Annotated in this window: 31 protein-coding genes; 14 read left to right on the top strand and 17 right to left on the bottom strand. The window is 66.3% G+C overall.

The features are described from left to right. The first annotated feature begins 43 nt into the window (after positions 1-43). Entirely contained in the window at positions 44-1,351 is a 1,308-nt protein-coding gene (locus HT578_RS10895; protein ID WP_213499417.1) for a sugar MFS transporter, read from the top strand. Positions 1,352-1,410: 59 nt separating this feature from the next. Next, complete coding sequence (locus HT578_RS10890; RefSeq protein WP_084592033.1) at positions 1,411-1,734, top strand: PilZ domain-containing protein; 324 nt, start codon at positions 1,411-1,413, stop codon at positions 1,732-1,734. Between the two features lie 22 nt (positions 1,735-1,756). On the opposite strand, the gene HT578_RS10885 is transcribed toward HT578_RS10890, so the two are convergent. The 7 genes from HT578_RS10885 to leuC form a co-directional block, all read right to left on the bottom strand. Continuing rightward, positions 1,757-2,542, bottom strand: coding sequence for an NUDIX hydrolase (locus tag HT578_RS10885; RefSeq protein ID WP_213499416.1), 786 nt, complete (start codon positions 2,540-2,542; stop codon positions 1,757-1,759). Between the two features lie 411 nt (positions 2,543-2,953). After that, positions 2,954-3,283: a Grx4 family monothiol glutaredoxin gene (grxD, locus tag HT578_RS10880; RefSeq protein ID WP_039390507.1), complete on the bottom strand. Its 330-nt coding sequence runs from the start codon at positions 3,281-3,283 to the stop codon at positions 2,954-2,956. 30 nt (positions 3,284-3,313) lie between these two features. Continuing rightward, positions 3,314-3,547: a BolA family protein gene (locus tag HT578_RS10875; protein WP_213499415.1), complete on the bottom strand. Its 234-nt coding sequence runs from the start codon at positions 3,545-3,547 to the stop codon at positions 3,314-3,316. 131 nt (positions 3,548-3,678) lie between these two features. Next, a complete protein-coding gene (locus HT578_RS10870) occupies positions 3,679-4,014 on the bottom strand; it encodes a DUF1476 domain-containing protein (RefSeq protein WP_039390509.1) in 336 nt (111 codons plus the stop codon). A gap of 191 nt (positions 4,015-4,205) precedes the next feature. Then, positions 4,206-4,808 carry a 3-isopropylmalate dehydratase small subunit gene (leuD, locus tag HT578_RS10865; RefSeq protein ID WP_039390510.1) on the bottom strand — a complete coding sequence of 201 codons (603 nt, stop codon included), beginning with the start codon at positions 4,806-4,808 and terminating at the stop codon, positions 4,206-4,208. 13 nt (positions 4,809-4,821) lie between these two features. Further along, positions 4,822-4,989 carry a hypothetical protein gene (locus tag HT578_RS10860; RefSeq protein WP_199904367.1) on the bottom strand — a complete coding sequence of 56 codons (168 nt, stop codon included), beginning with the start codon at positions 4,987-4,989 and terminating at the stop codon, positions 4,822-4,824. Positions 4,990-5,003: 14 nt separating this feature from the next. Then, a complete protein-coding gene (leuC, locus tag HT578_RS10855) occupies positions 5,004-6,443 on the bottom strand; it encodes a 3-isopropylmalate dehydratase large subunit (protein ID WP_039390511.1) in 1,440 nt (479 codons plus the stop codon). Positions 6,444-6,635: 192 nt separating this feature from the next. On the opposite strand from leuC, the gene HT578_RS10850 reads away from it, so the two are divergent. After that, on the top strand, positions 6,636-7,154 hold the full coding sequence (locus HT578_RS10850; RefSeq protein ID WP_039390512.1) for a sterol desaturase family protein: 519 nt from the start codon (positions 6,636-6,638) through the stop codon (positions 7,152-7,154). Positions 7,155-7,233: 79 nt separating this feature from the next. Next, positions 7,234-8,193 (top strand): formate/nitrite transporter family protein, encoded by a 960-nt coding sequence (locus tag HT578_RS10845; RefSeq protein WP_239026245.1) that lies wholly within the window; start codon positions 7,234-7,236, stop codon positions 8,191-8,193. A gap of 22 nt (positions 8,194-8,215) precedes the next feature. Here HT578_RS10845 and HT578_RS10840 read toward each other — a convergent pair whose 3' ends face one another. Both HT578_RS10840 and HT578_RS10835 read right to left on the bottom strand, forming a co-directional pair. Continuing rightward, positions 8,216-8,575 carry a YbaN family protein gene (locus tag HT578_RS10840; protein ID WP_213499414.1) on the bottom strand — a complete coding sequence of 120 codons (360 nt, stop codon included), beginning with the start codon at positions 8,573-8,575 and terminating at the stop codon, positions 8,216-8,218. A 31-nt stretch (positions 8,576-8,606) separates the two neighbouring features. Further along, positions 8,607-9,023 (bottom strand): SufE family protein, encoded by a 417-nt coding sequence (locus HT578_RS10835; RefSeq protein WP_039390515.1) that lies wholly within the window; start codon positions 9,021-9,023, stop codon positions 8,607-8,609. 304 nt (positions 9,024-9,327) lie between these two features. Between HT578_RS10835 and HT578_RS10830 the strand changes: the two genes are divergently transcribed. Further along, the gene (locus HT578_RS10830; RefSeq protein ID WP_213499413.1) at positions 9,328-11,406 is read left to right on the top strand and encodes an NAD(+) synthase; all 2,079 of its coding nucleotides are present in this window, start codon (positions 9,328-9,330) and stop codon (positions 11,404-11,406) included. Between the two features lie 232 nt (positions 11,407-11,638). Here HT578_RS10830 and HT578_RS10825 read toward each other — a convergent pair whose 3' ends face one another. From HT578_RS10825 to HT578_RS10790, 8 genes are all read right to left on the bottom strand, one after another. Beyond that, positions 11,639-11,890, bottom strand: coding sequence for a hypothetical protein (locus HT578_RS10825; protein WP_039390519.1), 252 nt, complete (start codon positions 11,888-11,890; stop codon positions 11,639-11,641). Positions 11,891-11,902: 12 nt separating this feature from the next. Then, positions 11,903-12,184, bottom strand: coding sequence for a hypothetical protein (locus HT578_RS10820; RefSeq protein WP_213499412.1), 282 nt, complete (start codon positions 12,182-12,184; stop codon positions 11,903-11,905). Further along, a complete protein-coding gene (locus tag HT578_RS10815; protein WP_239026244.1) occupies positions 12,181-12,540 on the bottom strand; it encodes a hypothetical protein in 360 nt (119 codons plus the stop codon). Before HT578_RS10815 ends, HT578_RS10820 begins: the two co-directional genes overlap by 4 nt. Before the next feature lie 32 nt (positions 12,541-12,572). Further along, positions 12,573-12,911, bottom strand: coding sequence for a hypothetical protein (locus HT578_RS10810; protein WP_213499410.1), 339 nt, complete (start codon positions 12,909-12,911; stop codon positions 12,573-12,575). 13 nt (positions 12,912-12,924) lie between these two features. Further along, positions 12,925-13,215: a hypothetical protein gene (locus tag HT578_RS10805; RefSeq protein ID WP_039390520.1), complete on the bottom strand. Its 291-nt coding sequence runs from the start codon at positions 13,213-13,215 to the stop codon at positions 12,925-12,927. Positions 13,216-13,258: 43 nt separating this feature from the next. Continuing rightward, positions 13,259-13,645 (bottom strand): PspC domain-containing protein, encoded by a 387-nt coding sequence (locus HT578_RS10800; RefSeq protein ID WP_039390522.1) that lies wholly within the window; start codon positions 13,643-13,645, stop codon positions 13,259-13,261. Between the two features lie 155 nt (positions 13,646-13,800). Next, positions 13,801-14,655, bottom strand: a complete 855-nt coding sequence (gene pspA / locus HT578_RS10795) for a phage shock protein PspA (protein WP_213499408.1) — start codon at positions 14,653-14,655, stop codon at positions 13,801-13,803. Further along, positions 14,652-14,858 (bottom strand): hypothetical protein, encoded by a 207-nt coding sequence (locus HT578_RS10790; RefSeq protein ID WP_039390526.1) that lies wholly within the window; start codon positions 14,856-14,858, stop codon positions 14,652-14,654. The genes pspA and HT578_RS10790 overlap by 4 nt, the downstream gene beginning before the upstream one ends. 167 nt (positions 14,859-15,025) lie before the next feature. Between HT578_RS10790 and pspF the strand changes: the two genes are divergently transcribed. From pspF to infB, 9 genes are all read left to right on the top strand, one after another. Then, the gene (pspF, locus tag HT578_RS10785) at positions 15,026-16,087 is read left to right on the top strand and encodes a phage shock protein operon transcriptional activator (protein WP_213499406.1); all 1,062 of its coding nucleotides are present in this window, start codon (positions 15,026-15,028) and stop codon (positions 16,085-16,087) included. A 208-nt stretch (positions 16,088-16,295) separates the two neighbouring features. Continuing rightward, positions 16,296-16,832: a sigma factor-like helix-turn-helix DNA-binding protein gene (locus HT578_RS10780; protein ID WP_239026243.1), complete on the top strand. Its 537-nt coding sequence runs from the start codon at positions 16,296-16,298 to the stop codon at positions 16,830-16,832. Positions 16,833-16,944: 112 nt separating this feature from the next. Continuing rightward, entirely contained in the window at positions 16,945-17,298 is a 354-nt protein-coding gene (locus HT578_RS10775; protein ID WP_213499404.1) for a hypothetical protein, read from the top strand. A 20-nt stretch (positions 17,299-17,318) separates the two neighbouring features. Beyond that, entirely contained in the window at positions 17,319-17,795 is a 477-nt protein-coding gene (locus tag HT578_RS10770; protein WP_159108044.1) for a hypothetical protein, read from the top strand. An 11-nt stretch (positions 17,796-17,806) separates the two neighbouring features. Next, on the top strand, positions 17,807-18,205 hold the full coding sequence (locus tag HT578_RS10765; RefSeq protein WP_052322182.1) for a JAB domain-containing protein: 399 nt from the start codon (positions 17,807-17,809) through the stop codon (positions 18,203-18,205). A 401-nt stretch (positions 18,206-18,606) separates the two neighbouring features. Then, entirely contained in the window at positions 18,607-19,179 is a 573-nt protein-coding gene (rimP, locus tag HT578_RS10760) for a ribosome maturation protein RimP (RefSeq protein WP_213499402.1), read from the top strand. Between the two features lie 3 nt (positions 19,180-19,182). Beyond that, positions 19,183-20,865 (top strand): transcription termination factor NusA, encoded by a 1,683-nt coding sequence (nusA, locus tag HT578_RS10755; RefSeq protein WP_039390534.1) that lies wholly within the window; start codon positions 19,183-19,185, stop codon positions 20,863-20,865. After that, positions 20,846-21,598, top strand: a complete 753-nt coding sequence (locus HT578_RS10750) for a DUF448 domain-containing protein (RefSeq protein ID WP_039390535.1) — start codon at positions 20,846-20,848, stop codon at positions 21,596-21,598. The genes nusA and HT578_RS10750 overlap by 20 nt, the downstream gene beginning before the upstream one ends. 24 nt (positions 21,599-21,622) lie before the next feature. After that, a complete protein-coding gene (gene infB, locus HT578_RS10745; RefSeq protein ID WP_213499400.1) occupies positions 21,623-24,484 on the top strand; it encodes a translation initiation factor IF-2 in 2,862 nt (953 codons plus the stop codon).

Genomic DNA, 24,484 nt, shown 5'->3' with positions numbered 1-24,484 from the left:
CCCTGAACAGCCACCCCACCGGGAGAAGAGCACCGTGGCCGCAATGATCGATACCAGCCCCAGTGGCGATGCTGAAACGTTCGGGGAAGAAGTCCCGGGCGGCCACGTCGATGCGCCGGAGTTGCGCTACTTCGTGTTTGCGCTGTTCTTCATCTTCGGGGGCATCACCAGCCTTAATGATGTCATCATTCCCAAGCTCAAGGAGCTGTTCACGCTCAGCTTCACCGAAGCGATGCTGGTGCAGTTCTGCTTCTTCACTGCCTATGCGGTGATCGGCATTCCGGGCGCGATGCTGGTGCGCAAGCTGGGCTACATGCGCGGCGCGGTGGTAGGCCTGGTGGTGATGATTGCGGGCTGCCTTGCCTTCATCCCGGCCTCGCAGACGGCCTACTACCCGCTGTTCCTGGCCGCCTACTTCGTGCTGGCCGCGGGCGTGGTGATCGTCCAGGTCGTCTCCAACCCGCTGATCAGCCTGCTGGGCCCGCGCAAGACCGCGTCCTCGCGCCTGACGTTCGCGCAGGCCTTCAACTCGCTGGGTACCACGCTCTTCCCCATTGCCGGTTCGGTGCTGATCCTGGGAAGCCTCGCCAATGTCTCGGCCGGTGAACTGACCGGCGCGGCGCTCGACACCTACCGCCGCCAGGAAAGCCAGGCGATCGTCCATGGCTACCTCGGCATTGCCGCGGCGCTGGCGCTGGTTGCCCTCGCGGTCTGGATGTTCCGCAATCGTCTTCCCGTCGAGAAGCACGAGGCGCACGCCAGCAAGGGTATGCTCGAACGCTTCGGGCTCGATCTCCTTGCGCGCCTGCGCTTTGGCTACGGCGCGCTGTGCATCTTCCTCTACGTCGGCGCCGAGGTCACCATCGGCTCGCTCATCGTGAACTACCTGATGCAGGACCACGTGATGGCGCTGCCCGAAGCGAGTGCGGGCAAGCTCCTGGGCTTCTACTGGGGCGGAGCGATGGTCGGCCGTTTCCTCGGTTCGGCGGTGCTGCGCCTCGTCAGCCCGGGCAAGGTGCTGGCCTTCAACGCCTGCGCGGCCATCGTCCTGATCGCAGTCTCGACCACCGGCACCGGACCGCTCGCGGGCTACACCCTGCTGGCCGTGGGCCTCATGAACTCGATCATGTTCCCCACCATCTTCAGCCTTGCCTGCGAGAAGCTGGGCACGCGCGCGGCCGATGGTTCGGGCATCATCAATGTCGCGATCTGCGGCGGGGCGGTTATCCCGGTCCTTACCGGCGCGCTGGCCGATGCGACGGGCGGCAACCTCTCGATCGCCTTCATCATCCCCGCGCTGTGCTATGCGGTGATCGCGGGCTTTGGCCTCTACGCGCGCCGCCCGGCTTGAACCGGGCGGACCGCAAGAGGTTAATGGAAGGTCAAGAAAACAGGGCTATTGATACCTGAATGAGCCGTCCGATCATCCCCCGGCGCTCCGTGCGCAAGCCGGTCTCCATGACCGTACAGTGCCGGACCCACAGCGGTCTGCGGGACACAGGCGAGATCTACGATCTTTCGCCCGAGGGGTGCTGTATCCAGATCACGGGCATGTTCTTCAAGGTGGGCGGGCGCATCGTGCTGCGCCCGGCCGGGCTGGAAGCCTTCAGCGGGGTCGTGCGCTGGATCAGCGGCGACTTTGCCGGGGTCGAGTTCGACCGGCCGCTCTATGGCCCGGTGGTCGACCACCTGGCGCTGCACAACCCGTCCAAGGGCATGCCGCGCGGCTTCTGATCCGCGTGCAAGGGCGCGGCGCTCAGCCGCGCTGGACGCTGGCCATGGGCTCGGCGCAGACCGGGTAGCCACGTCCTTCCGGAATCGTCAGCCAGTCCCCATCCTCGCGGTGCTCGATCACGGGCCGGATTCGGCGCGGGGGATGGGCCTGCGCGTCGGCCTTGGCCTCTGCAAAGGTGGCATGTCCGGCGAGGCGCTCCAGGTTGCGGCGGGTGGGGAATATGACCCGTCCCTCGCCGCGCTCGCACAGCGCCAGGGTGTCGCGCGCGCTGGCCCAGAACAGGTGCGTGTTCTCGGTCTCGTCGACCGCGATTTCGACCTGCCCGCGGCCAAGATCGGTCAGGAAGAAACGGGTGTCGAAGGGCCTGGTCCCCGGCGCGCACCAGTGGGCGTAGAATGTCAGGCGCCCGGGATCGAGCTCCCAGCCCATCCGTTCGAGCACCGGGGCAAGGGCGCCCTCGCGCAGCAGCAGCTCGCGGCCCTCGCGCACGGCCTGCGGCGAGACGGCGGCCGGGTTGGCGATGAGCAGGCCGGTCTCTTCCAGTGTCTCGCGAATGGCGGCGATCCGCCCCGCTCCCAGCGTTTCGTCCTCATCTGGCAGGAGGCGGCGGGCAAGGGCGGTGTCCTCGGCATCGACGCGCCCACCCGGAAAGACGAGCGCGCCTGCGGCAAAACGCATCTTCGGCGCGCGTTTGACCATCAGCAGTTCGGGCGGGCCGCCGGGCCGGGGGCTGCGCCGGAAGATGACGACGGTAGCGGCGGGCACCATGTCCTCGGGCGGGTCGGTGGGAGCGTGGGACGCGGTCATGGAACAGCTTTCGCGCGCCGTGCCGCCGGGGGCAAGAGGTCGGTTGCCTTGCAGGTAAGGCGCGCGCACGGTTGACGCCCTCCGGGCCCCAGGGAGAAGGGGGCGGCGCTGGCCGCAGGTGCGTTGGTCCCGATGCGCCTCCCGGAGCCAGAACGGGGTTCCGTTGTGTCGAGATTTCTTACACATCGTCCTTGAGGCATGATCGCGTCGGAGGCTCGAATGCGGGTTTTGCGTAATTTCGCGAGTTTGGCACGGACCATGCTTTGTATCCATTGTACCCAAAGCAGTCTCGATGGGGCAGGGCCATCATGTCTCCTGGCCCTGCCTCCCCGACAGACGCACGAAGGGCCCGGACACCGTAGTGGTCTCCGGGCCCTTCTTGCGTCGGGTGACGGTGCTTGCGAACGCGAATCAGGCCTGGGGCGCGATTCCCGCATCGGTGACGAGCTGCTGCAGTTCGCCCGCCTCGTACATCTCCATCATGATGTCGCTGCCGCCCACGAACTCGCCCTTCACGTAGAGCTGCGGGATCGTCGGCCAATCCGAGTAGGCCTTGATGCCCTGGCGAATTTCCTGGTCCTGCAGGACGTCGACCGATTCGAACGGGACGCCGATGTGGTCGAGAATGGCGCAGGCGCGGCTCGAGAAGCCGCACTGCGGGAAGAGCGGCGTGCCCTTCATGAACAGGACAACATCGTTGGCCTTCACGAGGTCGCCGATACGGGCGTTAACGTCGGACATCTGATTCAAATCCTCAAAAGCGTATGCGCGTCACTTGGGAACGGCGGTGGTGAGTTGCAAGGCGTGGAGCTCGCCGCCCATGCGGCCTCCAAGCGCTTCATAGACCATCTTGTGCTGCGCGACACGCATCTTGCCCGCGAACTGGGGCGCGACGACGTGCGCTGCGTAGTGGTCGCCGTCGCCGGCAAGGTCGGTGATCGTGATTTCGCAGCCGGGCAGGGCCTCTGCAATGAGGCGCTCGATCTCGCTGGCGGGCATCGCCATATGGGCTTCTCCTATGGCCGTCGTTGGGGGGCAGGGTGCGGCCGGCACCTTGGTCTTGCGCCTCGCCCTAGCACCGCTGGCGCACGGTTTCGAGCCGTTTCGGGCACGGGGCTTACGAGGTGGGCGAGGGGTCAGGCCGTGCCGAGAAAGGCGCGGCGCGCTTCGACCTGCTTGGCTTCCAGGGCGGCGCGCACTTCGCTTTCGGTCGTATCGACACCGGCGGCGGTGATGTCGCCCAGGAGCTTGCGGATCACGTCCTCATCGCCCGCTTCCTCGAAGTCGGCCTGGACCACCGCCTTGGCGTAGGCTTCGGTCTCGGCCTCGGAAAGGCCCATGCGCGCAGCGGCCCATTCGCCCACGAGGCGGTTGCGGCGCGCCTGGATGCGGAAAAGCACCTCGGCGTCATGCTCGAGCCCGGTCGGCTCGCCGCCATCTGCGCCGTGCCCCTTGCTGCTGAAACTCTTCATCACACAATCCCGCAAAAGCGTGAGCCCGGCGCACCTGCGCGCCGCGTCACGGTTCGTTCCCATTGCGATAGGGCCGAGCGGGGCCGGGTTCAATCCCGATTCCGGCATCGTGCGCGGGGCCCAAAGGCAACCGGCCCGGCGGGAGGGTCCCGCCGGGCCGGAAAAAGTATCCCAAAGGGGATGCGAAGCGCTCAGGCCTCGGCGAGCTTCGGACTGGCCAGGAAGGGCAGATCTTCGCGCGCCTTGGCCTCGTAGGTACCGATCTCGGCGTCCTGCGCCAGCGTCAGGCCAACCTCGTCGAGGCCGTTCAGCAGGCAGTGCTTGCGGAACGGGTCGATCTCGAAGGTAAAGCGATCCTGGAAGGGGGTGGTCACCGTCTGGGTTTCCAGGTCGACGCTGATCGGATCGGTCGTGGCGACCTCCATCAGGCGGTCGATGGCTTCCTGCGGGATGGCCACGGTGAGGATGCCGTTCTTGAACGCGTTGCCCGAGAAGATGTCCGAGAAACTGGGTGCGATCACGCAGGTCACGCCCATGTCCAGGAGCGCCCAGGCCGCGTGCTCGCGGCTCGAGCCGCAGCCGAAGTTGTCGCCTGCGATCAGGATCGGCGCGCCTTCGTAGGTCGGGTCGGTGAAGACGTTGCCCGGCTCGGCCTTGACCGATTCGAGGCAGCCCTGGCCAAGGCCCTCACGGGTCACGGTCTTGAGCCACTGGGCAGGGATGATGACGTCGGTGTCGACGTTCTTGCGGCCGAACGGGTAGGCCCGGCCGGAAACCTGGGAAATCGGGTTCATGGGTGTGCTCGTCTCAATCCGTCTCGTGGGCCTGTTCGGGGTGCGCAGGCGCGTTCTTCTCGGCGCGCGACTTGCGGCGCTTCACGAAGAGCAGCGCAGCGGCAACCGCCGCCGAGCCAATGGCCGCACCGGCCGCGATCGCGGCGCGTCCGGCGAGCGAGGTATCGGGTTCGTCTGCCATCTTGCGTTCGTCCTTCAGGCGTTCTCGGCCAGCTCGCGCACGTCGGCGAGGCGTCCGGTGACGGCGGCTGCGGCCGCCATGGCGGGGCTGACGAGGTGGGTGCGCGCACCCGGACCCTGGCGCCCGGTGAAGTTGCGGTTGCTGGTGGACGCGCAGCGCTCACCGGCGGGCACCTTGTCGGGGTTCATCGCAAGGCACGCCGAGCAGCCCGGCTCGCGCCATTCCAGGCCTGCCTCGATGATGATCTTGTCGAGCCCTTCGGCCTCGGCCTGCGCCTTGACCAGGCCGGAGCCCGGCACGACGATCGCCCAGGTCACGTTGTCGGCCTTCTTGCGGCCCTTGAGGACCTGGGCTGCGGCGCGGATGTCCTCGATGCGGCTGTTGGTGCACGAGCCGATGAAGACGTTCTGGACCTCGATGTCGGTCAGCTTGGTGCCGGGCGTCAGGCCCATGTAGTCAAGGCTGTGCTGGACCGCCTGGCGCTTGGAGGCGTCGGCGAAATCGTCCGGCGAGGGGACGACCGCGCCGATAGGGGCGGTGTCCTCGGGGCTGGTGCCCCAGGTCACGGTCGGCTCGATGTCCTCGGCGCGGATGTGGATCGACTTGTCGTACGTCGCGCCCGGATCGCTCGCGAGGCTCTTCCACCAGGCGACGGCCTTGTCCCAGTCCGCGCCCCTGGGCGCGTAGGGACGGCCCTGGACGTAGGCGAAGGTGGTCTCGTCGGGCGCGATCAGGCCCGCGCGCGCGCCTGCCTCGATCGACATGTTCGAGACCGTCAGGCGGCCCTCGATCGACATTTCGCGGAACACGTTGCCGGTGTACTCGATGACGTAGCCGGTGCCGCCTGCGGTGCCGACCTTGCCGATGATGTGCAGGATCACGTCCTTGGGCGAGACGCCTGCACCCAGGGTGCCCTCGACGTTGACCTGGAAGGTCTTGGACTGCTTGAGGAGCAGGGTCTGCGTCGCCATGACGTGCTCGACCTCGCTGGTGCCGATGCCGAAGGCCAGCGCGCCCAGGCCGCCGTTGCAGGCGGTGTGGCTGTCGCCGCACACGATCGTGGCGCCCGGCAGCGAGAAGCCCTGTTCGGGGCCCACGACGTGGACGATGCCCTGTTCGGGGTCGGCATCGCCAATGTAGCGGATGCCGAATTCAGGCGCGTTCTTCTCCAGCATGTCGAGCTGCTGCGCGCTCTGCGGGTCGGCGATGGGAACGCGCTTGCCGGCTGCATCGCGGCGCGCGGTGGTCGGCAGGTTGTGGTCGGGGACCGCGATGTGCAGGTCCGGACGGCGCACCTTGCGCCCGTTCGCGCGTAGCGCCGCGAAGGCCTGCGGGCTCGTCACCTCGTGCACGATGTGCCGGTCGATGTAGATGAGGCAGGTACCGTCGTCGCGGGTGTCGACAACGTGGGCGTCCCAGATCTTCTGGTAGAGTGTGCGCGGCTGTGTGGTCATGATGCGAGCCGATTAGGCCCCTGCGCTTTGCAATTCAAGCAGTACAGCGCAGGGCGTGTGTTCGATTTATCCGGCAGGAGGACGAACGGCGTATTTTTCAACCCGGTAAGGGGCAAGTTGCGCCACGAAGATGCGGTGAACGGCGTGCGATCAGGCGCTGACACGGGCGCCGCATCGGTCTAGGAGAAGGGGGTGACTGTTCTTATCGCCATTCTCATCGTTCTTGCGAGCGCCGCCGCCATGGAGCTGGTCGCCTGGTCGAGCCACAAGTACATCATGCACGGCTTTGGCTGGGGTTGGCACCGCGACCACCACGAGCCCCATGACAAGCTCCTGGAAAAGAACGACCTCTACGCGCTGGTCGGTGCGGGGATGAGCATTTCGATGTTCGCGCTCGGCTCGCCGCTCGTCATGGGCCAGCACGCCTGGTGGCCGGGGACGTGGATCGGGCTGGGGATCCTCGTGTATGGCATCATCTATACGCTGATCCACGATGGTCTCGTCCATCAGCGCTATTTCCGCTGGGTGCCCAAGCGTGGCTATGCAAAGCGTCTGGTCCAGGCGCACAAGCTGCACCATGCGACGATCGGCAAGGAGGGCGGGGTCAGCTTCGGGTTCGTCGTGGCGCGCGATCCGGTCCGGCTCAAGCAGGAGCTCAAGGAGCAGCGCCGCCGGGGCATCGCGGTGGTGCGCGAGGCGGTGGAGGACTGAGCAGAAGGTCACACAAGCGGCAACCTGCCACGATCTGGCGCGTTACAGGCGTTCCAGATCTTTCAGGAGACATCCGAACGTGATCGATACCGCCGGCTCCGGTGCAGGGACCTCTTCCGGTCCTGCCGAGGCGGAGCAAACCGAAGAAGAACGCGAGGAGGAACTGCGCCGCGCCGAACAGAAGGCCGAGCGCGAGAACGTCGAGCGTGAAATCGAAAGCGGCAATTCCACCCTGACCCGCCGCGAACGCCGCCGTGTGTCCGCGCACAGCCGCCTGTCCGCTCTCACCGTCTTTTCGATCATCCGCAGCGAGGGCGAGGAGGAACTGCGCCGTCCGACCTCCTCACTGTGGTGGTCGGGCATTGCCGCTGGCATCGGCATTTCGACCTCGGTCTTCGCCCAGGCGCTTCTCTACGAGGCGCTGGAAGGTAGCCCCAACCGCTGGGTCGTCTCGAGCCTTGGCTATTCGGTGGGCTTCATCCTCGTCATCCTCTCACGCCTCCAGCTCTTTACGGAAAACACGCTGAGCGTGGTTCTGCCGATGCTCTCCGAGCCGAGCTGGGGGAAGCTGGGCCTCTCCGCCCGGCTCTGGGCGATCGTTCTTACCGCCAATTTCATCGGCACTTTCCTCACCGCCTTCTTCGTGATGGTGATGTCGGATGGGGGCGATGCCGAGGCAAGCAGCCATGTGACCGCCATGCTCGAGGTCTCGAAACACGCCGCGCAGTCGCAAGGCTGGACCGCGCTGGTAAAGGGCATTCCGGCAGGCTTCTTCATCGCGGGCCTTGTCTGGATGCTGCCCAGCTCCAAGGGTTTCGAGCTGTGGGTCATCATGGTCTTTACAGCGCTGATCGCGGCGGGCGGCTTTACCCACGTCATCGCGGGATCGACCGAGATGTTCATGCTCGTGATCGACGGGCAGAAGTCCATCGAGGCCGCCTTTACCGGCTATCTCCTGCCCACGTTCGCGGGCAACGTGATCGGGGGCACCGGGCTCTTCGCGATGCTCTCCTACGGCCAGATCCACGCCGAGATCTGAGCAGGACCACCGGCCCGGGGGATTACTCGGGCCGGGTCCAGATCCACGGGCCCAGTAGGGCGAGTACGCCAACCGGGATGAAGGCCAGCGGGAAGCCCGCCACGAACCAGGTGAAGGGAATGCTCGCGCTCATCGCGAGGATGGCCGAGACCTTGCCCTTGCGGCTGATCGCCCGCCGGTCGCGCCAGGCGACGAGATGGGGGCCATGCTTGGGATGGTTGTACAGCCGCTCGGCCCATTCCGGGTGGCTCTTGGAAAAGCACCAGGCCGCCGCGATGTAGAAGACGACGGTGGGCATGACCGGCAGGAAGATGCCGATGGTGCCCAGCGCCACGAACAGTACGCCGCCAAGCATCCAGACCGAGCGCTTGACCTTCTTCAAGCTCGCGCGCTCCGGTCGGAGGAAGGCTGGGTCAAGACTGCGGGTCCGCGTAGCGCGCCGCGGTTTCCCGGATCAGAGCGATCATGTTGGGAACGCCTTGCGTGCGGTTCGAGGAGAGCTGGTTCCTGAGGTCGAACGGCTCGAGCGCGGCGACGATGTCGGTCTCGGCAACCTCGGCGGCAGGCTTGTCCTGCACGCCTGCAATGACGAGTGCGACGATGCCCTTGGTGATCGCCGCGTTGCTGTCCGCCAGAAAGTGAAGCGTGCCACCTTCCGCTTCGGTGGGGTAGACCCAGACCGAGGCCGAACACCCGCGCACCTTGGTCGCGTCGGTCTTGAGCGCGTCGGGCATCGGGTCGAGTTCGCGTCCCAGCTCGATCAGCAGGCGATAGCGTTCATCGCCCTCAAGGAATTCATACTCTTCGCGGATGTCATCAAGGCTGCGCATGCAACGTCATTTAGGGCCGTGTCGCCACAGGGCAAGGGGGCTTGGGCGTGGGGCGCGGTCCGATAGGGCTGCAATCGAAATAAAGATACAGGCAGAGACGAAGAAAGGACAGATTCAAGGGGTCGTCACCCCTTGCCCCCAAACGGCGACCTCACCTTGCTCCGCCAGGGTGGCGGGTGTGAGGTAAGGTCGACGGTATGGGGAGCCTGAGGGCGCTGGCCCTCGGAATTATCTTCCTGCTTCCTCCTGTTTTTCGGCATCACGCCAATTGCACCCGCGCGCGGTTCCTGTCAGGGAAAAGGCCATGAACGCTTCTGCCGCCGCCGACCGCAGCCATCCCTTCTTCTCGCTGCACGAGCATGGTTTCGTGCGCGTCGCGACCTCGACCCCGCACGTGCGTCCTGCCGATGTCGCCGTCAACCGCGATGCGATTCTGGCCGAAGCGCGCCGCGCGCATGAAGCGCATGTCGATCTTCTGGTCTTTCCCGAGCTGTGCCTTTCGGCCTACGCCATTGATGATCTGCACCTGCAGGGCGCGCTGATCGCGGCGGTGGATGCCGCGCTCGCCGAGATCGTCGCGGCCAGCGCCTCGCTTTCGCCGGTGCTGCTGGTGGGGGCCGCGCTGGTCCACGGCTCCAGCCTCTACAACTGCGCGGTGGTGATCGCGCACGGCAAGCTCCTGGGCGTGGTGCCCAAGTCGTTCCTGCCCAACTACCGCGAGTTCTACGAGAAGCGCTGGTTCGCAAGCGGCAAGGCCGTGCGCGGGCAGTCGATCACGGTGGCCGGGCAGAACGTGCCGTTCGGCGTCGACCTCGTCTTTGCATCCGAAGTGCTCAAGGATTTCCGCTTCTTCGTCGAAATCTGCGAGGATGTCTGGGCGCCCACGCCTCCCAGCACGCTGGGCGCGCTCGCCGGGGCGACGATCCTGTGCAATCTCTCGGCCTCCAACATCACCATTGGCAAGTCGGACGAACGCCACGCGCTGTGCAAGGCACAGTCGTCGCGCACCTCCGCGGCCTATGTCTATTGCGCCGCAGGGCACGGAGAGAGCACGACCGATCTGGCCTGGGACGGGCAGGGCATCGTCTACGAACTGGGCGAATGTCTCGCGCAGTCCGAGCGTTTTGCTTTGGAGCCGCAGCTGTGCATCGCCGATATCGACTGCGAACGTATCGTCGGTGATCGGCTGCGCCTGCCGACCTTCGCCGACGCGGCCGAACTTGCCGGATCGCCCGCGCAGACGTTCCGAACCGTTCCCTTCCGTCATGCGCCGGTGCGCGGGGATATCGGCCTCCAGCGCCCGATCCGCCGCTTCCCCTTTGTGCCCAACCGCCCGGAAAAGCTCGACGCGGACTGCTACGAGGCGTTCAACATCCAGGTCGATGGCCTCATGCGGCGCCTGGAATCGACGGGCTCCAAGTCGATGGTGATCGGGATCTCGGGCGGGCTCGATTCCACCCACGCGCTGATCGTCGCCGCACGCGCCTGCGATCGCCTGGGCCTGCCGCGCACCTTCATCCGGGGTTACACCATGCCCGGCTTCGCGACGAGCGAGGGGACGAAGTCGAACGCCTGGAAGCTGATGGATGCGCTGGGCATCACGGCCGAGGAAATCGACATCCGCCCGGCCGCAACGCGCATGCTGGAGGACATCGGCCACGCCTTTGCCGATGGCGAGCCGGTCTACGACGTCACCTTCGAGAACGTCCAGGCGGGGCTTCGCACCGACTATCTCTTCCGACTCGCCAGCCAGCACAGCGGATTCGTGATCGGGACGGGTGATCTTTCCGAACTGGCGCTGGGCTGGTGCACCTACGGCGTGGGCGACCAGATGAGCCACTACGCGGTCAATGCGGGCGTGCCCAAGACGCTGATCCAGTACCTCATCCGCTGGTGCGCGGATGGCGAGGACTTTGCGGCCGAGGCCGGGGCGATCCTTCACGCCATCCTCGATACCGAGATCTCGCCCGAACTCGTGCCCGCCGGCGCGGACGGCGCGATCCAGAGCACCGAGGAGAAGATCGGGCCCTACGCGCTCAACGACTTCTTCCTCCACCACATCATGCGCTACGGCCAGACGCCCTCCAAGGTCGCGTTCCTCGCCTGGCACGCCTGGCACGACGCCGCGCAGGGCCAATGGCCCGACGGCTATCCCGCCGACAGGCGCCTTGCCTATGACCTGCCGGTGATCCGCGGGTGGCTGGAGAAGTTCCTGCGCCGCTTCTTCGCCTTCAGCCAGTTCAAGCGCTCGGCGATCCCCAACGGACCCAAGGTCTCTTCGGGCGGAGCGCTCAGCCCGCGCGGCGACTGGCGCGCGCCGTCCGATGCCCGCGCCGAGGTGTGGCTGGCAGAGCTGGATGCGAAGGTGCCTTTGGAAGGGTAGGAAGATAAGGGGAGGTTCCGAGGGCCATCGCCCTCGGGCTCCCGGAATCGGTGAGGGGGCTTTTGCGGGCAGTGCGGCGTTGAAAGACGAAGCCACAGGATAAGAAAAAGAGGGCTTCGCCCCCAATACCTTTTCCCCGACCTCACCATTCCGACGCCAGGTGGCGGCGTGAACGGTCCCAGACAGTTCGGGGAGCCCGAGGGCGATGGCCCTCGGACCTACTCTTTTACCTTCAATCCCTTAAACTCTCGATCTCTTTCGCAAGATCCTTGCCCCGGCGTTCGTCGGTGGCGATGCGTTCAAGGACATTGATGCGTTCGCGCAGCTGGGCGATCTCGTCCTCGAGTTCCTGCTCGTGGGGATCGCGCCGACCGATGGTGCGACCATGGTCCGAGCGTTCGGAGGGCAGGTGCAGCTTCTTGGCGCGCAGCCAGGTAATGCAGCCGATGACGAACATGACCACCACGGCCGTCCAGAAACTCATTGTCGTGGTACCTTATGTATGCGCGAGGAGGGGCATGGCCTGCTCCTCGGTCGGGTGGGTCAGCTGGTGCGCGCTATCCTGCGCATCGCGGTGGGGCGAGGCAAGGTTTTCGAGGTGGCGCAGGCGTTCTTCAAGGTCGCTTTCGCGGGCCTTGAGGGCGTGGGTGTCCGCCGCCAGTTCCAGCTTGCGTTCCAGGTAGGCGAGGTAGCGCTTGTAGGCGCTGGCAAGAGTCGCGAAAAGCAGCACCACCGTTCCCATGACAATGGTGACGGTAAGAAGGTCTCCCAGATTCACTGGCGCGTCTCCACAGGTACGTCGGCGCGGGCGAGATCGCGGGCTTCGCGCAGCGATTCGATCTGGCGCGCCACGTCATAGCCCTTGTCGGTGACGATGCTCTCGACTGCGGCGAGGCGGTCCTTCACCGCGCTCATCTCGGCGCGCAGTTCCGCGTTCTCCTGGGTGAGGAGCTGGACGCGGGCCTGCGCCTCGCCGTCGGTCCTGGGGTAGATGCTCTTGCCCCAGGAATTCTCCAGCGGATAGCCGTGGCGCATGCGCAGCCAGTTGTTGAAGATCCAGCCCGCCGTGGCGACGGCGGTGCCCACGATGATGACCGGGCTGAGCATTTCGATGGTCGCGATATCGAGAGCCATGACGGTGTCCTTTCGGGAAACGGTGGCCGGCGTCAGCGCGCGCGGGAGGCAGGGGCGGGCGTTGCGGCCGGGCTGCGGGCGGTGTCGAGCGCGCTCAGCGCCTCGATCTGGCGGGCGAGGTCGTAGCCGCTGTCGGTGACGATGGCCTCGAGCGCGGCGGTCCGCTTTTCGAGATACTCCACGCGTTCGAGGAGTTTGGCATGGGCTTGCGTCTGGTGCCGTGCGGCAGCCGGGTCAGTCTTCTCGGTCTTGCCGAACCATTCATCCTCCAGCGCGTAGCCGTGGCGCGCGCGGATCCAGTTGTTGAAGATCCATCCGCCGGTCGAAAGGGCGATGATGGCAAGGACGAATTCGGGGCTTCCCCAGTTCATGCTCGCTCTCCCCTCAGTTCACGCGCTTGGCGGGGGCGGGCGCACGCTGGGCGTCGGCCTCGCGCTGGTCGCGCAGGGCTTCGATCTGGAGCGCGGTGTCGTAGCTGCCATCGGTCACGATGCGTTCGAGGACACGGACGCGTTCTTCCAGTTCGCGCGCGTTCGAGGCGTACTGGGCGGCCTTTTCCGCGGTCGCCTCGACCTGGATCTCGGCCATCTTGCGCTGGTGCTTGGTCCAGACCACGAGGGCGCCGACCAGAAACGGTGCAAGGGGAATGAGAAGCGCGAGTGAGCTGGTGTCCATGATGATCGTGTCCCTGTCTGATGCCCGGTAGAAGAGATGCGCCTTAGCGCAGGCTCTCGATCTCGGCCGCGAGGCGCGAGTTGCTGTTGGAGTAGTGCGCTTCCATGTCGGCGACGCGCCGGTCGATGTCGCTCAGCTCGCCGCGCAGGCGTTCGCCGCGGCCGATCCCGGCCTTCTTGGCGCGACGGCGTTCCATGCGGCGCAGCAGGCGCTCTTCCTCGTGCGCGCTGTAGTCGGACAGCGGGCGCTTGTCGGCGATGAGCGCGACCGCGATGTAGATCGCGATGACGATGGGGAAGCCGAAGAGCAGCAGGAGCACGGCGCCGAGCCGGATCCAGAGCGCATCGACATCGGTGAAGTCGGCGATGCCCGCGCAAACGCCTGCAAGCTTGGCGTTCGACTTGTCGAGATAGAAATGTCCACGTGACACTGTGCTGGTCCCTTCCCTTGGGTTGTCCCTTGCAGGAGACCTTCGTGTCTCCCGCGCCCCCGGACCATGGCCCCTTGCCACGGATGGCTGAGGGCCCTTGATGAGGGCTCGCGCGGCGATCCGGGTGTCTGCCGCGCGGCCCGGTGGCCTTTGGTTTACTGCCCGGTGGTGTCCGAGCCCTGGCCCATCGTCTTCTTCATCTGCGCCAATTCGGCCTCGATCGAGTCGCCATCGGCGAGCGCGGCAATTTCATCGGCGAGCGTCGGCTGGCGGCTGTCGTCGCCGATGTTCATCGCCTCGGCGCGGCCTTCGGCATAGTCCACCCGGCGTTCGAGCTGGTCGAAGCGGGCCAGCGCCTCGTCGACGCGCTCGCTGGCAAGCAGGGTGCGCAGCTTCACGCGGTTCTCCGCGCTCTTGAGGCGCGCGGCAATCGCGCTCTGGCGGCTGCGGGCTTCGCGCAGGCGGCTCTGCAGCTTCTCGATGTCCTGTTCGTAGGCGCCGAGCGAATCGTCGAGCACCGCGATCTCGGAACGCAGCTGCTCGGCCATGTCGGAGGCCTTCTTCTTTTCAAGGAGGGCGGCGCGGGCAAGGTCCTCGCGGTTCTTGCTCAGCGCCAGCTGCGCCTTGTCGGCCCAGTCGGCCTGGAGCGCGTCGAGCTTGTCGGCGTGGCGGCGCAGTTCCTTCTGGTCGGCGATCGTACGGGCCGAGCTGGTGCGCACCTCGACGAGGGTCTCTTCCATTTCCAGGATGATCAGGCGGATCATCTTGGCCGGGTCTTCCGCCTTGTCGAGCATGTCGTTGAAGTTGGCGGCGATGATGTCGCGGGTGCGCGAGAAGATACCCATGCTGGCTATTCCTTTGTTGTGGCTCGGGCGGCGGGTGGTGGTGGTGAACGAGGCGTGGCTGTCGTTGGCGGCGTGCCAGGTGCGACCGCCCTGGCGTTGTCCGCGATCATCGCACGCATCGCTGGAGGCGTGAAGGATTTCGATTTCGGTGTCGAGGCGGCTCATGCGAGGGGTACTCCGCAGATGGGGGCAGCATAGGCCTTGGCCGGGCCGAGCTGGTCGGCCATCGCCATCAGGTTGAGGGCACCCATCGCCAGCAGGCTGGCAATGATCGCCCAGTCGAGCTTGGTGCGGGCAAGGGTCGCACGCGGCTGGCGGGCGGCGAGGTCGGAACCGGTCTGGTCGGAGCTGGCGGTACGCAGCGGCATGGCGAAAAATCCCTGTTGCAGTGTGCCTTTCGGCGTGTCGCCCAAGACATTGCAGGAGCCGTGCCAAATGCGAAAAATGGCTGAATTGCAGCCTTTGCTAACTGTCTGGCTGATGAACCGCATTTTGCATATTGCCAAATAATGGTAAAATACGCCAAATATTGGTAATGGATCGTGATGTTCAGTTCGTCGGCCAGTCGGTCGCCTTTCTCGATGCGGTGGAGCGCACCAGTCGCGCGGCTCCGATCACCCGTCCCGTGCTGGTCATCGGGGAGCGCGGCACGGGCAAGGAACTGATCGCCCAGCGCCTGCACCGCCTGTCGCCGCGCTGGGGTGAGCCGCTCGTCACGCTCAACTGCGCGGCGCTGCCCGAAACTCTCATCGAGGCTGAGCTGTTCGGTCACGAGGCGGGCGCCTTTACCGGCGCGACGCGCGCACGGGCGGGCCGTTTCGAGGAGGCCGACGGGGGCACGCTGTTCCTCGATGAGCTGGGCAATCTCTCGATGGCCGCGCAGGAGCGCCTCCTGCGCGCGATCGAATATGGCGAGGTTGCGCGCATTGGCGCCTCGCGTCCGATCACGGTTGACGTGCGCATCGTTGCGGCCACCAATGCGGACCTGCCGCGCATGGCGCGCGAGGGGGCGTTCCGTTCCGACCTGCTCGACCGGCTGAGTTTCGAGGTGATCACGCTTCCGCCGCTTCGCGCGCGCGAAGGCGATGTCTTCGAGCTGGCGGATTACTATGGGCGGCGCATGGCGGCCGAACTGGCCTGGGAGGGGTGGCCCGGCTTTGCCCGCCCGGCGCTGGACGAGCTGGAGGCCTACGCCTGGCCGGGCAACGTGCGCGAACTGCGCAACGTGGTCGAGCGCGCGGTCTACCGCTGGGATATCCCGGAGGAGCCAATCGGGCAGGTCGTCTTCGACCCCTTCGGCAGCCCCTGGCGGGTGGAGGACGCGTCCGAGCCCGGCCAGCTTGCACCTGCATCTTCCCTGCAGGCGCCGCCTGCCACTCCAGACGCGGTGCGCCGGAGCGCCGAGGAAAGGGTGCCCGCCTCCGGCCCGCTCCCGGACGACCTGCGCGCCGCGGTCGATGCCTTCGAGTGCGATCTGCTGCGCCGGGGGCTCGAGGCGAATCGCTGGAACCAGCGGCGCGCGGCCAAGGCGCTGGGGCTCAGTTACGACCAGCTGCGCCACGCGATGAAGCGCCATGCGCTTGCTCCGGGCGCCTAGCGCAGGGCGGCTGTGGGCCGGGGTGGATCGCAACAGGGGGCGAATTCGCGCACTTTGTCGATAGGGATAGCCGTTTTGACGATGATCGGGCAGGGGCGGCTGTTCTTGTTGATGGCTCTGTTGCAATATCGGACACATGGGGAATTTCGGTCCCGTGGCGATTTTGCTACAGTCCGTGCCCCGACGATGAGCGATTGTAACGTGAGCCATGCCTGCTGAGATGGATGAACACCGCGCCCGGGCGCTGCTGGATGGCCTGACCGCCAAGCAGCGCGAGGTGCTCGATCTGCTGGTCCTGCACCGCACGACCAAGGAGATCGCGCGCGAGCTGGGTATCGCGCCCAACACGGTCGACCAGCGCATTGCCGGGGTGCGCGACAAGTGGGGGACCTCCAACCGCAAGGAAACCGCGCGTTTCTACGCCCGTCTGTGCGACCTATGTGGAAAACCCACATGTGATTTTTCGCGTGTCGACGAACCGGGGGCAGACGTCGAAAGTCTGCTCCATGACCTGCCGGAAACGCCGCAGTTCGTTCTCTCCGATGCCCGCCCCATGATGGGGTTTCCCGAGTGGCTGGAGGAGGAGCGCGAGCCTGTCGTGACCGCTCCGGTGGGCCTGGAGACCCTGGACCAGAAGTTCGGGCGTATTGGCCGCGTTGCCGCGATCCTCGTTCTTGCGATGGTCATGGCGATGACGCTGGCCACCTCGCTGGCGGTAGCCGACGCGTTGGAGCGCCTTATCTGACAGTTCGTGCCGGGGTCTTCGCCAGACCCTGGTCGACCTCCTTCAGGTCGGCCGCTCGCGCCGCGGCCCTGCTTTCTCGTGTGGCCCCGGCATTAGGACCGGAGACGACGACATGACCATGACCCCTGAAGTTGCCAGCCTGCGTATCGGCCGTTCGGTGACCTCGCTCGAGGATGCCATGGACGAACTGCTTGCCCGCTCGGGCGATCTCATGGCCGAAATGGCCCGCGCCCGTGTCGCCACCGCCGAAGCCGCGCACGCCGGCCAGCGCCCGATGATGCGCATTGCCGCCATGCAGAAGAACCTCATGGCTGCCCGCGGCGAACTGCTGCGCGCCCACGGCGACCTCTCGCAGCTTGCCGAAACCATGGGTATTCCGGTAGCCGGGTGCCCTGAAGAGGGAAGCCTTGCCAGCGCCGCGGGCGAGGATCTGGAAGGTGACGTTGCCGTGGAGCGCGCCGCCTGACACCCACGGGTGCGGCTGTAATGGGGGAATCTGCGATGCTCTCGGGCATCTTCCTGCCCGCGTTCTTCCTGCTTCTGGTCGTCAGTCCCGGACTGGCGGCCTGGAAGGGGGGCGAGCCGGAACGCTGGGGCGGCATGGTCATACTGGCCATGTGGGCGCTCCAGTCGGTCGGAGAATTCGTTCTTCCCAGCCAGTATTACGCGGTCGATCCCGTGGCCTTCCTGACCGACGTCGTCGGCATGCTGGGCTTTGGCATCATCGCGCTCAATGCAAGGAGGGTCTGGCCGTTATGGGCAGCCGCGTTGCAATTGCTGAGTCTGAGCGCGCACTTCGCCCGCTGGGCGGACCTCGACATTCCCGCGATTGTCTACGCGCTGATGCGCGATGGTCCGACCTTCGTGGTCATGATCGCGCTCCTGATCGGCACCTTGTGCCACATGCGCCGTGTGCGCCGCGAGGGGACGGACATCGCCTGGCAGAGCTGGCCGACCAGCTAGCCCGGGTGCGGGTGCTGAGCCGGGATTTCCCGCCGCTCCTTGCCGACATGATGGGGCCCTTGGCGCGTGAGGTCCTGCTGATCGCCTATCTCGATACGCACGGGCATGCGCTTGGCCATGTGTTTCTTGGGGGCGAGGATGCGAATGCCGTCCATGGCCGCTACCGCCCGTTGATAGCGCCCGCGCTGCGGCTGGGGGCGGCGGGTTTCCTGCTCGCGCACAACCATCCCTCGGGGGATCCGCGGCCCAGTGCGGCGGATATCCGCGCGACTCATGGCCTGCAGGCGCTGGGCCGCGCACTCGAGCTGGAATTTGCAGATCACCTCGTGGTCGGTGGCCGACAGGTGACGAGCATGCGGGCCTGTGGCCTGCTGGGAGGACGTATCGAGCGCCGCCGCCGCGCGGCGTAATGGAATTTCGCGATCTTCGCGCAGGGACTGCACTTCAGACGCACAGCACCTGCGTGGAGCACATGGGGGAGTGATGACAGGCCCATGTGGATCGGTTTGTGCCGGTCCGGGTCCGTCTCGCTTCGTGGCGGCGGGAGGCCTTCAGGGCGTCTCGCCGCCCTTTTTGTCCGGATCATGGCGCAGGTCTGTCCGGTGCCCGGCGGTGCAGGCCGTGCCTCGGCCCGAACGTGACCCTTGCATCTTTGCGCGAAAGAGCCTATCTGCAGGCTCATCCCGACATTGGTGAAACATGGATCGGGCTGGCGCCGGACAGGGGCCGGCGCGAAACCGCGTTTCCCGATGCGTTTTATCCCGCGACTCGCCCGAGGGCGAATCGCCTTGTTCTGTAGCTGGAGTTCCGCTTGGCCGATCTTGCACGCCTTACCGAAGTCATCGAACCGGAGGTCACCGCCCTCGGCTTCGAGCTCGTGCGCGTGCGCCTGTTCGGCAAGAGCGAGGTCGGCGACGACGAGATCGCGCTGCAGATCATGGCTGAGCGTCCCGAGACCGGGCAGCTCGTGCTGGACGATTGCGTGGCGCTCTCGCACCGCATCTCGGACCGCATGGATGCGCTCGAAGAGGCCGGTGACGTGCTGATCGAGGAAGCCTACCGCCTCGAGGTCAGCTCGCCGGGCATCGACCGTCCGCTGACGCGGCCCAAGGACTACGCCAAGTGGGTCGGCCACGAGGCGCGCATCAACCTGACGGTGCCGGTCGACGGCAACCGCAAGGCTCTCACCGGCGATCTCGTCGGCATCGAGGGCGAGGCGGGCGCCGAGGTCGTGACCATCGAGGACAAGAAGTCGGGTCGGGTTTCCTTCCCGCTCGGTGACATCCATTCCGCCAGGCTTGTCCTTACCGACCGCCTGATCGCAGCCACCCGCCCGCTCGACACCGACGGTGCGGACGACATTCTTGAGGAACAGGAAGACTAAGCCATGGCCAGTGCGATTTCCGCCAACCGCGCCGAGCTGCTCGCGATCGCGAATGCCGTTGCCTCCGAGAAGATGATCGACAAGGCGATCGTCATCGAGGCGATGGAGGAAGCCATCCAGAAGTCGGCGCGCAACCGCTACGGCGCCGAGAATGACATCCGTGCGAAGCTCGATCCGCGCACCGGCGACCTGCGCCTGTGGCGTGTCGTCGAGGTGGTCGAGGAAGTCGACGACTACTTCAAGCAGGTCGACCTCAAGCAGGCGCAGAAGCTCGACAAGGAAGCAAAGCTGGGCGACTTCATCGTCGATCCGCTGCCCCCTGTCGACCTTGGCCGCATCGACGCGCAGTCGGCCAAGCAGGTCATCTTCCAGAAGGTGCGCGACGCCGAGCGCGATCGCCAGTACGAGGAATTCAAGGACCGCGCGGGTGAAATCATCACCGGCGTCATCAAGTCCGTCGAATTCGGCCACGTGATCGTGAACCTGGGCCGCGCCGAGGGTGTGATCCGCCGCGACCAGCAGATCCCGCGCGAAGCCGCCCGTGTCGGCGAGCGCGTGCGCGCCCTGGTCCTGCGCGTCGAGCGCCAGAACCGCGGTCCCCAGATCTTCCTTTCGCGCGCCCACCCGGACTTCATGAAGAAGCTCTTCGCGCAGGAAGTCCCCGAGATCTACGACGGCATCATCGAGATCAAGGCCGCCGCCCGTGACCCGGGCTCGCGCGCCAAGATCGGCGTGATCAGCCACGACCACTCGATCGACCCCGTCGGCGCCTGCGTCGGCATGAAGGGCAGCCGCGTCCAGGCGGTCGTCCAGGAAATGCAGGGCGAGAAGATCGACATCATTCCCTGGAGCGAGGACACCGCGACCTTCGTCGTCAACGCGCTCCAGCCCGCGACCGTCAGCCGCGTCGTCATCGACGAGGAAGAGAGCCGCATCGAGGTCGTCGTGCCCGATGACCAGCTTTCGCTCGCCATTGGCCGCCGCGGCCAGAACGTGCGTCTCGCCTCGCAGCTCACCGGCTCGCAGATCGACATCATGACCGAGGCCGAATCCTCGGAGAAGCGCCAGAAGGAATTCACCGAGCGCTCGACGATGTTCGAGAACGAGCTGGATCTCGACGAGACGCTCTCGCAGCTGCTGGTGGCCGAAGGCTTCACCGAGCTGGAGGAAGTCGCCTACATCGACATGAGCGAACTCGCCTCGATCGAAGGCCTCGACGAGGAACTCGCCGAGGAACTCCAGAACCGTGCTCATGAGGCGCTCGAGCGCCGCGAGGACGCCTACCGTGAGGAGCGCCGTGCGCTTGGCGTCGAGGACGGCCTGGCCGAACTCCCGCACCTCACCGAGGGCATGCTGGTCGTGCTCGGCAAGGGCGGCATCAAGACGCTCGACGATCTGGCGGACCTTGCCACCGACGAGCTCATCGCCAAGAAGCGCACCGAGCAGCGTCGCCGCGACGGTTCGGTGAACCGCCGCGCCCGCGACGAGGACAAGGGCGGCGTGCTCGGCGAGTACGGCCTGACCGAAGAGCAGGGCAACGAGATCATCATGGCTGCGCGTGCGCACTGGTTCGACGACGAGGAGCCGGTGGAAGCCGACGCCGCGATCGAAACCGAAGCGGACACGGCCGACACGGCCGCTGCGCCCGAAACCGAGGAGGCCGCCGATGCGGAATCCTCGCAATGAGCGCGTAAGCTCCGACATCGATAGCACCGGGACGGAGAGGACCTGCATCCTCTCCGGTCGGAAAGGTGCGCGCGAGGACTTCATCCGTCTGGCGATCTCGCCGGACGGTCTGGTCCTTCCCGATATCCACGCACGTGCCCCCGGGCGCGGGGCGTGGATCGGCGTTTCGCGCGACACCCTTGAAAATGCACTCGCGAAGGGCAAACTAAAGGGAGCGATGGCGCGTGCCTACAAGGGCGCGCCCCTGTCGATCCCCGAGGACCTTGGTGCGCGCATCGCGCAGGGGCTCGAGAAAGCCCTGACCGAACGCCTGGGGCTGGAATTGAAGTCCGGGCGCCTCCTCATGGGATCGGACCGGATCGCGCAGAACGCACGTGAGGGGAAGGTGGCCTGGCTTGCCCATGCCGCCGACGCCCGCGAGGATGGATCGCGCAAACTGGACCAGGCTTGGCGTGTCGGCCGCGATGCCGAAGGCTCGGGCCTGAAAGGCGCGCGCTTGCCACTGGACCGCACCACACTGTCTGTGGCATTGGGCCGCGACAATGTCGTGCACCTGGCGCTGAACGATCACGGCGCGGCCCAGAGGGTCAATTCGCTGCTGACGCGCCTCCTGAATTTCCAGGGGCAGGACCCACCCGATGACGGGGCGTCCACACACGAAGATGGCAAGGGGCAGGCCCAAAACGCTGTGCCCACGACGACACCCGACATGGGTCGGGCACACGCAGATTGAGATTTGAAGGGCAAAACGAGAATTATGAGCGAGACCGATAACAAACCGACCCTGGGCCGCAAGCCGCTTGGGCTGAAGCGTTCCGTGGAAGCCGGTGAGGTCAAGCAGACCTTCAGCCACGGCCGCACCAACAAGGTCGTGGTGGAAGTCAAGCGTCGCAAGGTGATTGGCAAGCCGGGCGCGGACACCGCGAGCGAAAGCAAGGCGGCCGAGACCAAGGCCCCCGAAACGAAGGCTCCCGAGGCCGAGGCCCCGGCGCCCGCGCCGACCCCGGCTCCGGCACCCACTCCGGCTCCGGCCCCCGAGGCCAAGACCGAAGCGCCGGCCGCTCCGGCACCCGCGCCTGCGCCCGCTCCCAAGGCGGACGCGGCTCCGGCACCCGAGGCGAAGGCCGCTTCCGAGCCCGAGGCCAAGGCGCCCCCGGCCCCCAAGCCCGCTCCGGCACCTGCTGCAAAGGCGGCGCCTGCGCCCAAGGCCGCTCCGGCGCCCCGCCCGCGCAAGCCCGCGCCGCCGCGCAAGGGCCCTCCCGGTGAAACGCCGCAGGAGCGCGTGAAGCGTCTCCAGCGCGAGGCCGAGGAAGACCGCCTGCGCATGGGCGAGGAAAACCGTCGCCGCGAGGAAGAAGCCAAGCTTCAGGCGATCGAGGAAGAAAAGCGCCGCGCCGAAGACAACCGCCGCGCCGAGGAAGAAGCAGCTGTGAAGGCCGCTGCCGACGCCAAGGCCAAGGCGGAAGCCGAAGCACAGGCCAAGGCCGAAGCCGAAGCGGTGGCCAAGGCCGCGCCTGCGGAGGACAGCAAGCCCGCCGCCGCGACGCCGGCATCGGATAACGGCGCTGCCGCACCCGGTCCGCGCCGCTTCACCCCGGTCAAGCGTCCCGAACCCGCGCGCAAGCCCGAGGGGGCCGGTGCGGCTGGTGGTGCCAAGCCGGCGGTCGCCAAGAAGGGCGGCGCGCCTGCGCGCGGCGCCGAGCGCAAGAACGACCGCCGCCAGTCGGGCAAGCTCACGGTCAACCGTGCGCTGAACGACGACGAGGGTGCACGTGCACGTTCGCTCGCCGCGCTCAAGCGTGCGCGTGAGAAGGAGCGCCGTGCGCAGTTCTCGGGCCGCTCGCAGCCGCGTGAGAAGCAGGTGCGCGATGTCATCGTGCCCGAGGCGATCACCGTTCAGGAACTCGCCAACCGCATGGCCGAGAAGGGCGCCGACCTTGTGAAGGCGCTGTTCAACATGGGCATGATGGTCACCGTCAACCAGACGATCGACCAGGATACGGCCGAGCTGCTGGTCGAGGAATTCGGCCACAACATCGAGCGTGTCTCCTCGAGCGACGTGGACATCAACGTCGACAGCGACGTCGATGCGCCCGAGACGCTGAAGCCGCGTGCGCCGGTCGTGACCATCATGGGCCACGTCGACCACGGCAAGACCTCGCTGCTCGATGCCCTTCGCGGCACCGACGTGGTGCGCGGCGAAGCTGGTGGCATCACGCAGCACATGGGCGCCTACCAGATCAAGACCAAGGGCGGGGACAAGATCACCTTCCTCGACACCCCGGGTCACGCGGCCTTCACCCAGATGCGCATGCGCGGTGCCAACGTCACCGACATCGTCATCCTGGTCGTGGCCGCCGACGACGGCATCATGCCGCAGACGATCGAGGCCATCAATCACACCAAGGCCGCGGGCGTTCCCATGATCGTCGCGATCAACAAGTGCGACAAGGAAGAGGCGAATGCCCAGAAGGTGCGCGAGCGTCTGCTCGAGCACGAGGTCATCGTCGAGGCCATGTCGGGCGATGTGCAGGACGTCGAAGTCTCGGCCAAGACCGGCAAGGGCCTCGATGAACTGATCGAGAAGCTGCTGCTCCAGGCCGAGTTCATGGAGCTCAAGGCCAACCCGGACCGCAACGCAGTGGGCACCGTGATCGAAGCGAAGCTCGACAAGGGCAAGGGTCCGGTCGCCACGGTTCTCGTCAACCGCGGTACGCTCAAGCGCGGCGACATCTTCGTCGTCGGAACCGAGAGCGGCCGTGTGCGCGCCATGAACGACGACAAGGGCAAGCAGGTCAAGGAAGCTGGCCCCTCGATGCCGATCGAGGTGCTGGGTCTTGGCGGCGTGCCGATGGCCGGCGACGTGCTGACCGTGGTCGAGAGCGAACAGCGTGCTCGCGAGGTCTCCTCGTGGCGCCAGGAGCAGGCAACCGCCAAGCGCACCGCCACGGCTCCGGCCTCGCTCGACACGATGTTCTCCGCGCTCAAGGCCAAGCAGGACGTCATCGAGTACCCCGTCGTCATCAAGGCCGACGTGCAGGGCTCGGTGGAAGCGATCGCAGCCGCGCTCCACAATCTCTCGAACGACGAGATCAAGGTGCGCATCCTGCACTCGGGCGTGGGCGCCATCACCGAGACCGACGTCTCGCTGGCATCCGCTTCGGGCGCTCCGATCATCGGCTTCAACGTCCGTCCGAACGCCAAGGCGCGCGAGCAGATCGAGAAGAGCAAGACCGCGATGATGTATTACGACGTCATCTACGAGCTCACCGAGGAAGTCGCCAAGCAGATGGCCGGCATCTGGGGCCCCGAGAAGATCGAAACCGTCGTCGGCCGCGCCGAGGTCAAGCAGGTCTTCCCGGCCGGCAAGAAGGACAAGGCAGCGGGTCTTCTCGTTGTCGAGGGCGCGATCCGCAAGGGTCTCCACGCCCGTCTTACCCGCAACGACGTCATCGTTTCGGCAACGACCATCGCCTCGCTGCGTCGCTTCAAGGACGACGTGGACGAAGTGCGTACCGGCCTCGAGTGCGGTGTGGTCCTGGCCGACACGAACGACATTCGTGCGGGCGACCAGCTCGAAGTCTTCGAGGTCAGCCATCGCGAGCGTACGCTGGGCTGA

This window comes from Novosphingobium decolorationis (assembly GCF_018417475.1).
Classification (GTDB): domain Bacteria; phylum Pseudomonadota; class Alphaproteobacteria; order Sphingomonadales; family Sphingomonadaceae; genus Novosphingobium; species Novosphingobium decolorationis.
Note: the sequence above shows the minus strand (reverse complement) of the source record. Positions and strands in the feature narration are given on the sequence as shown.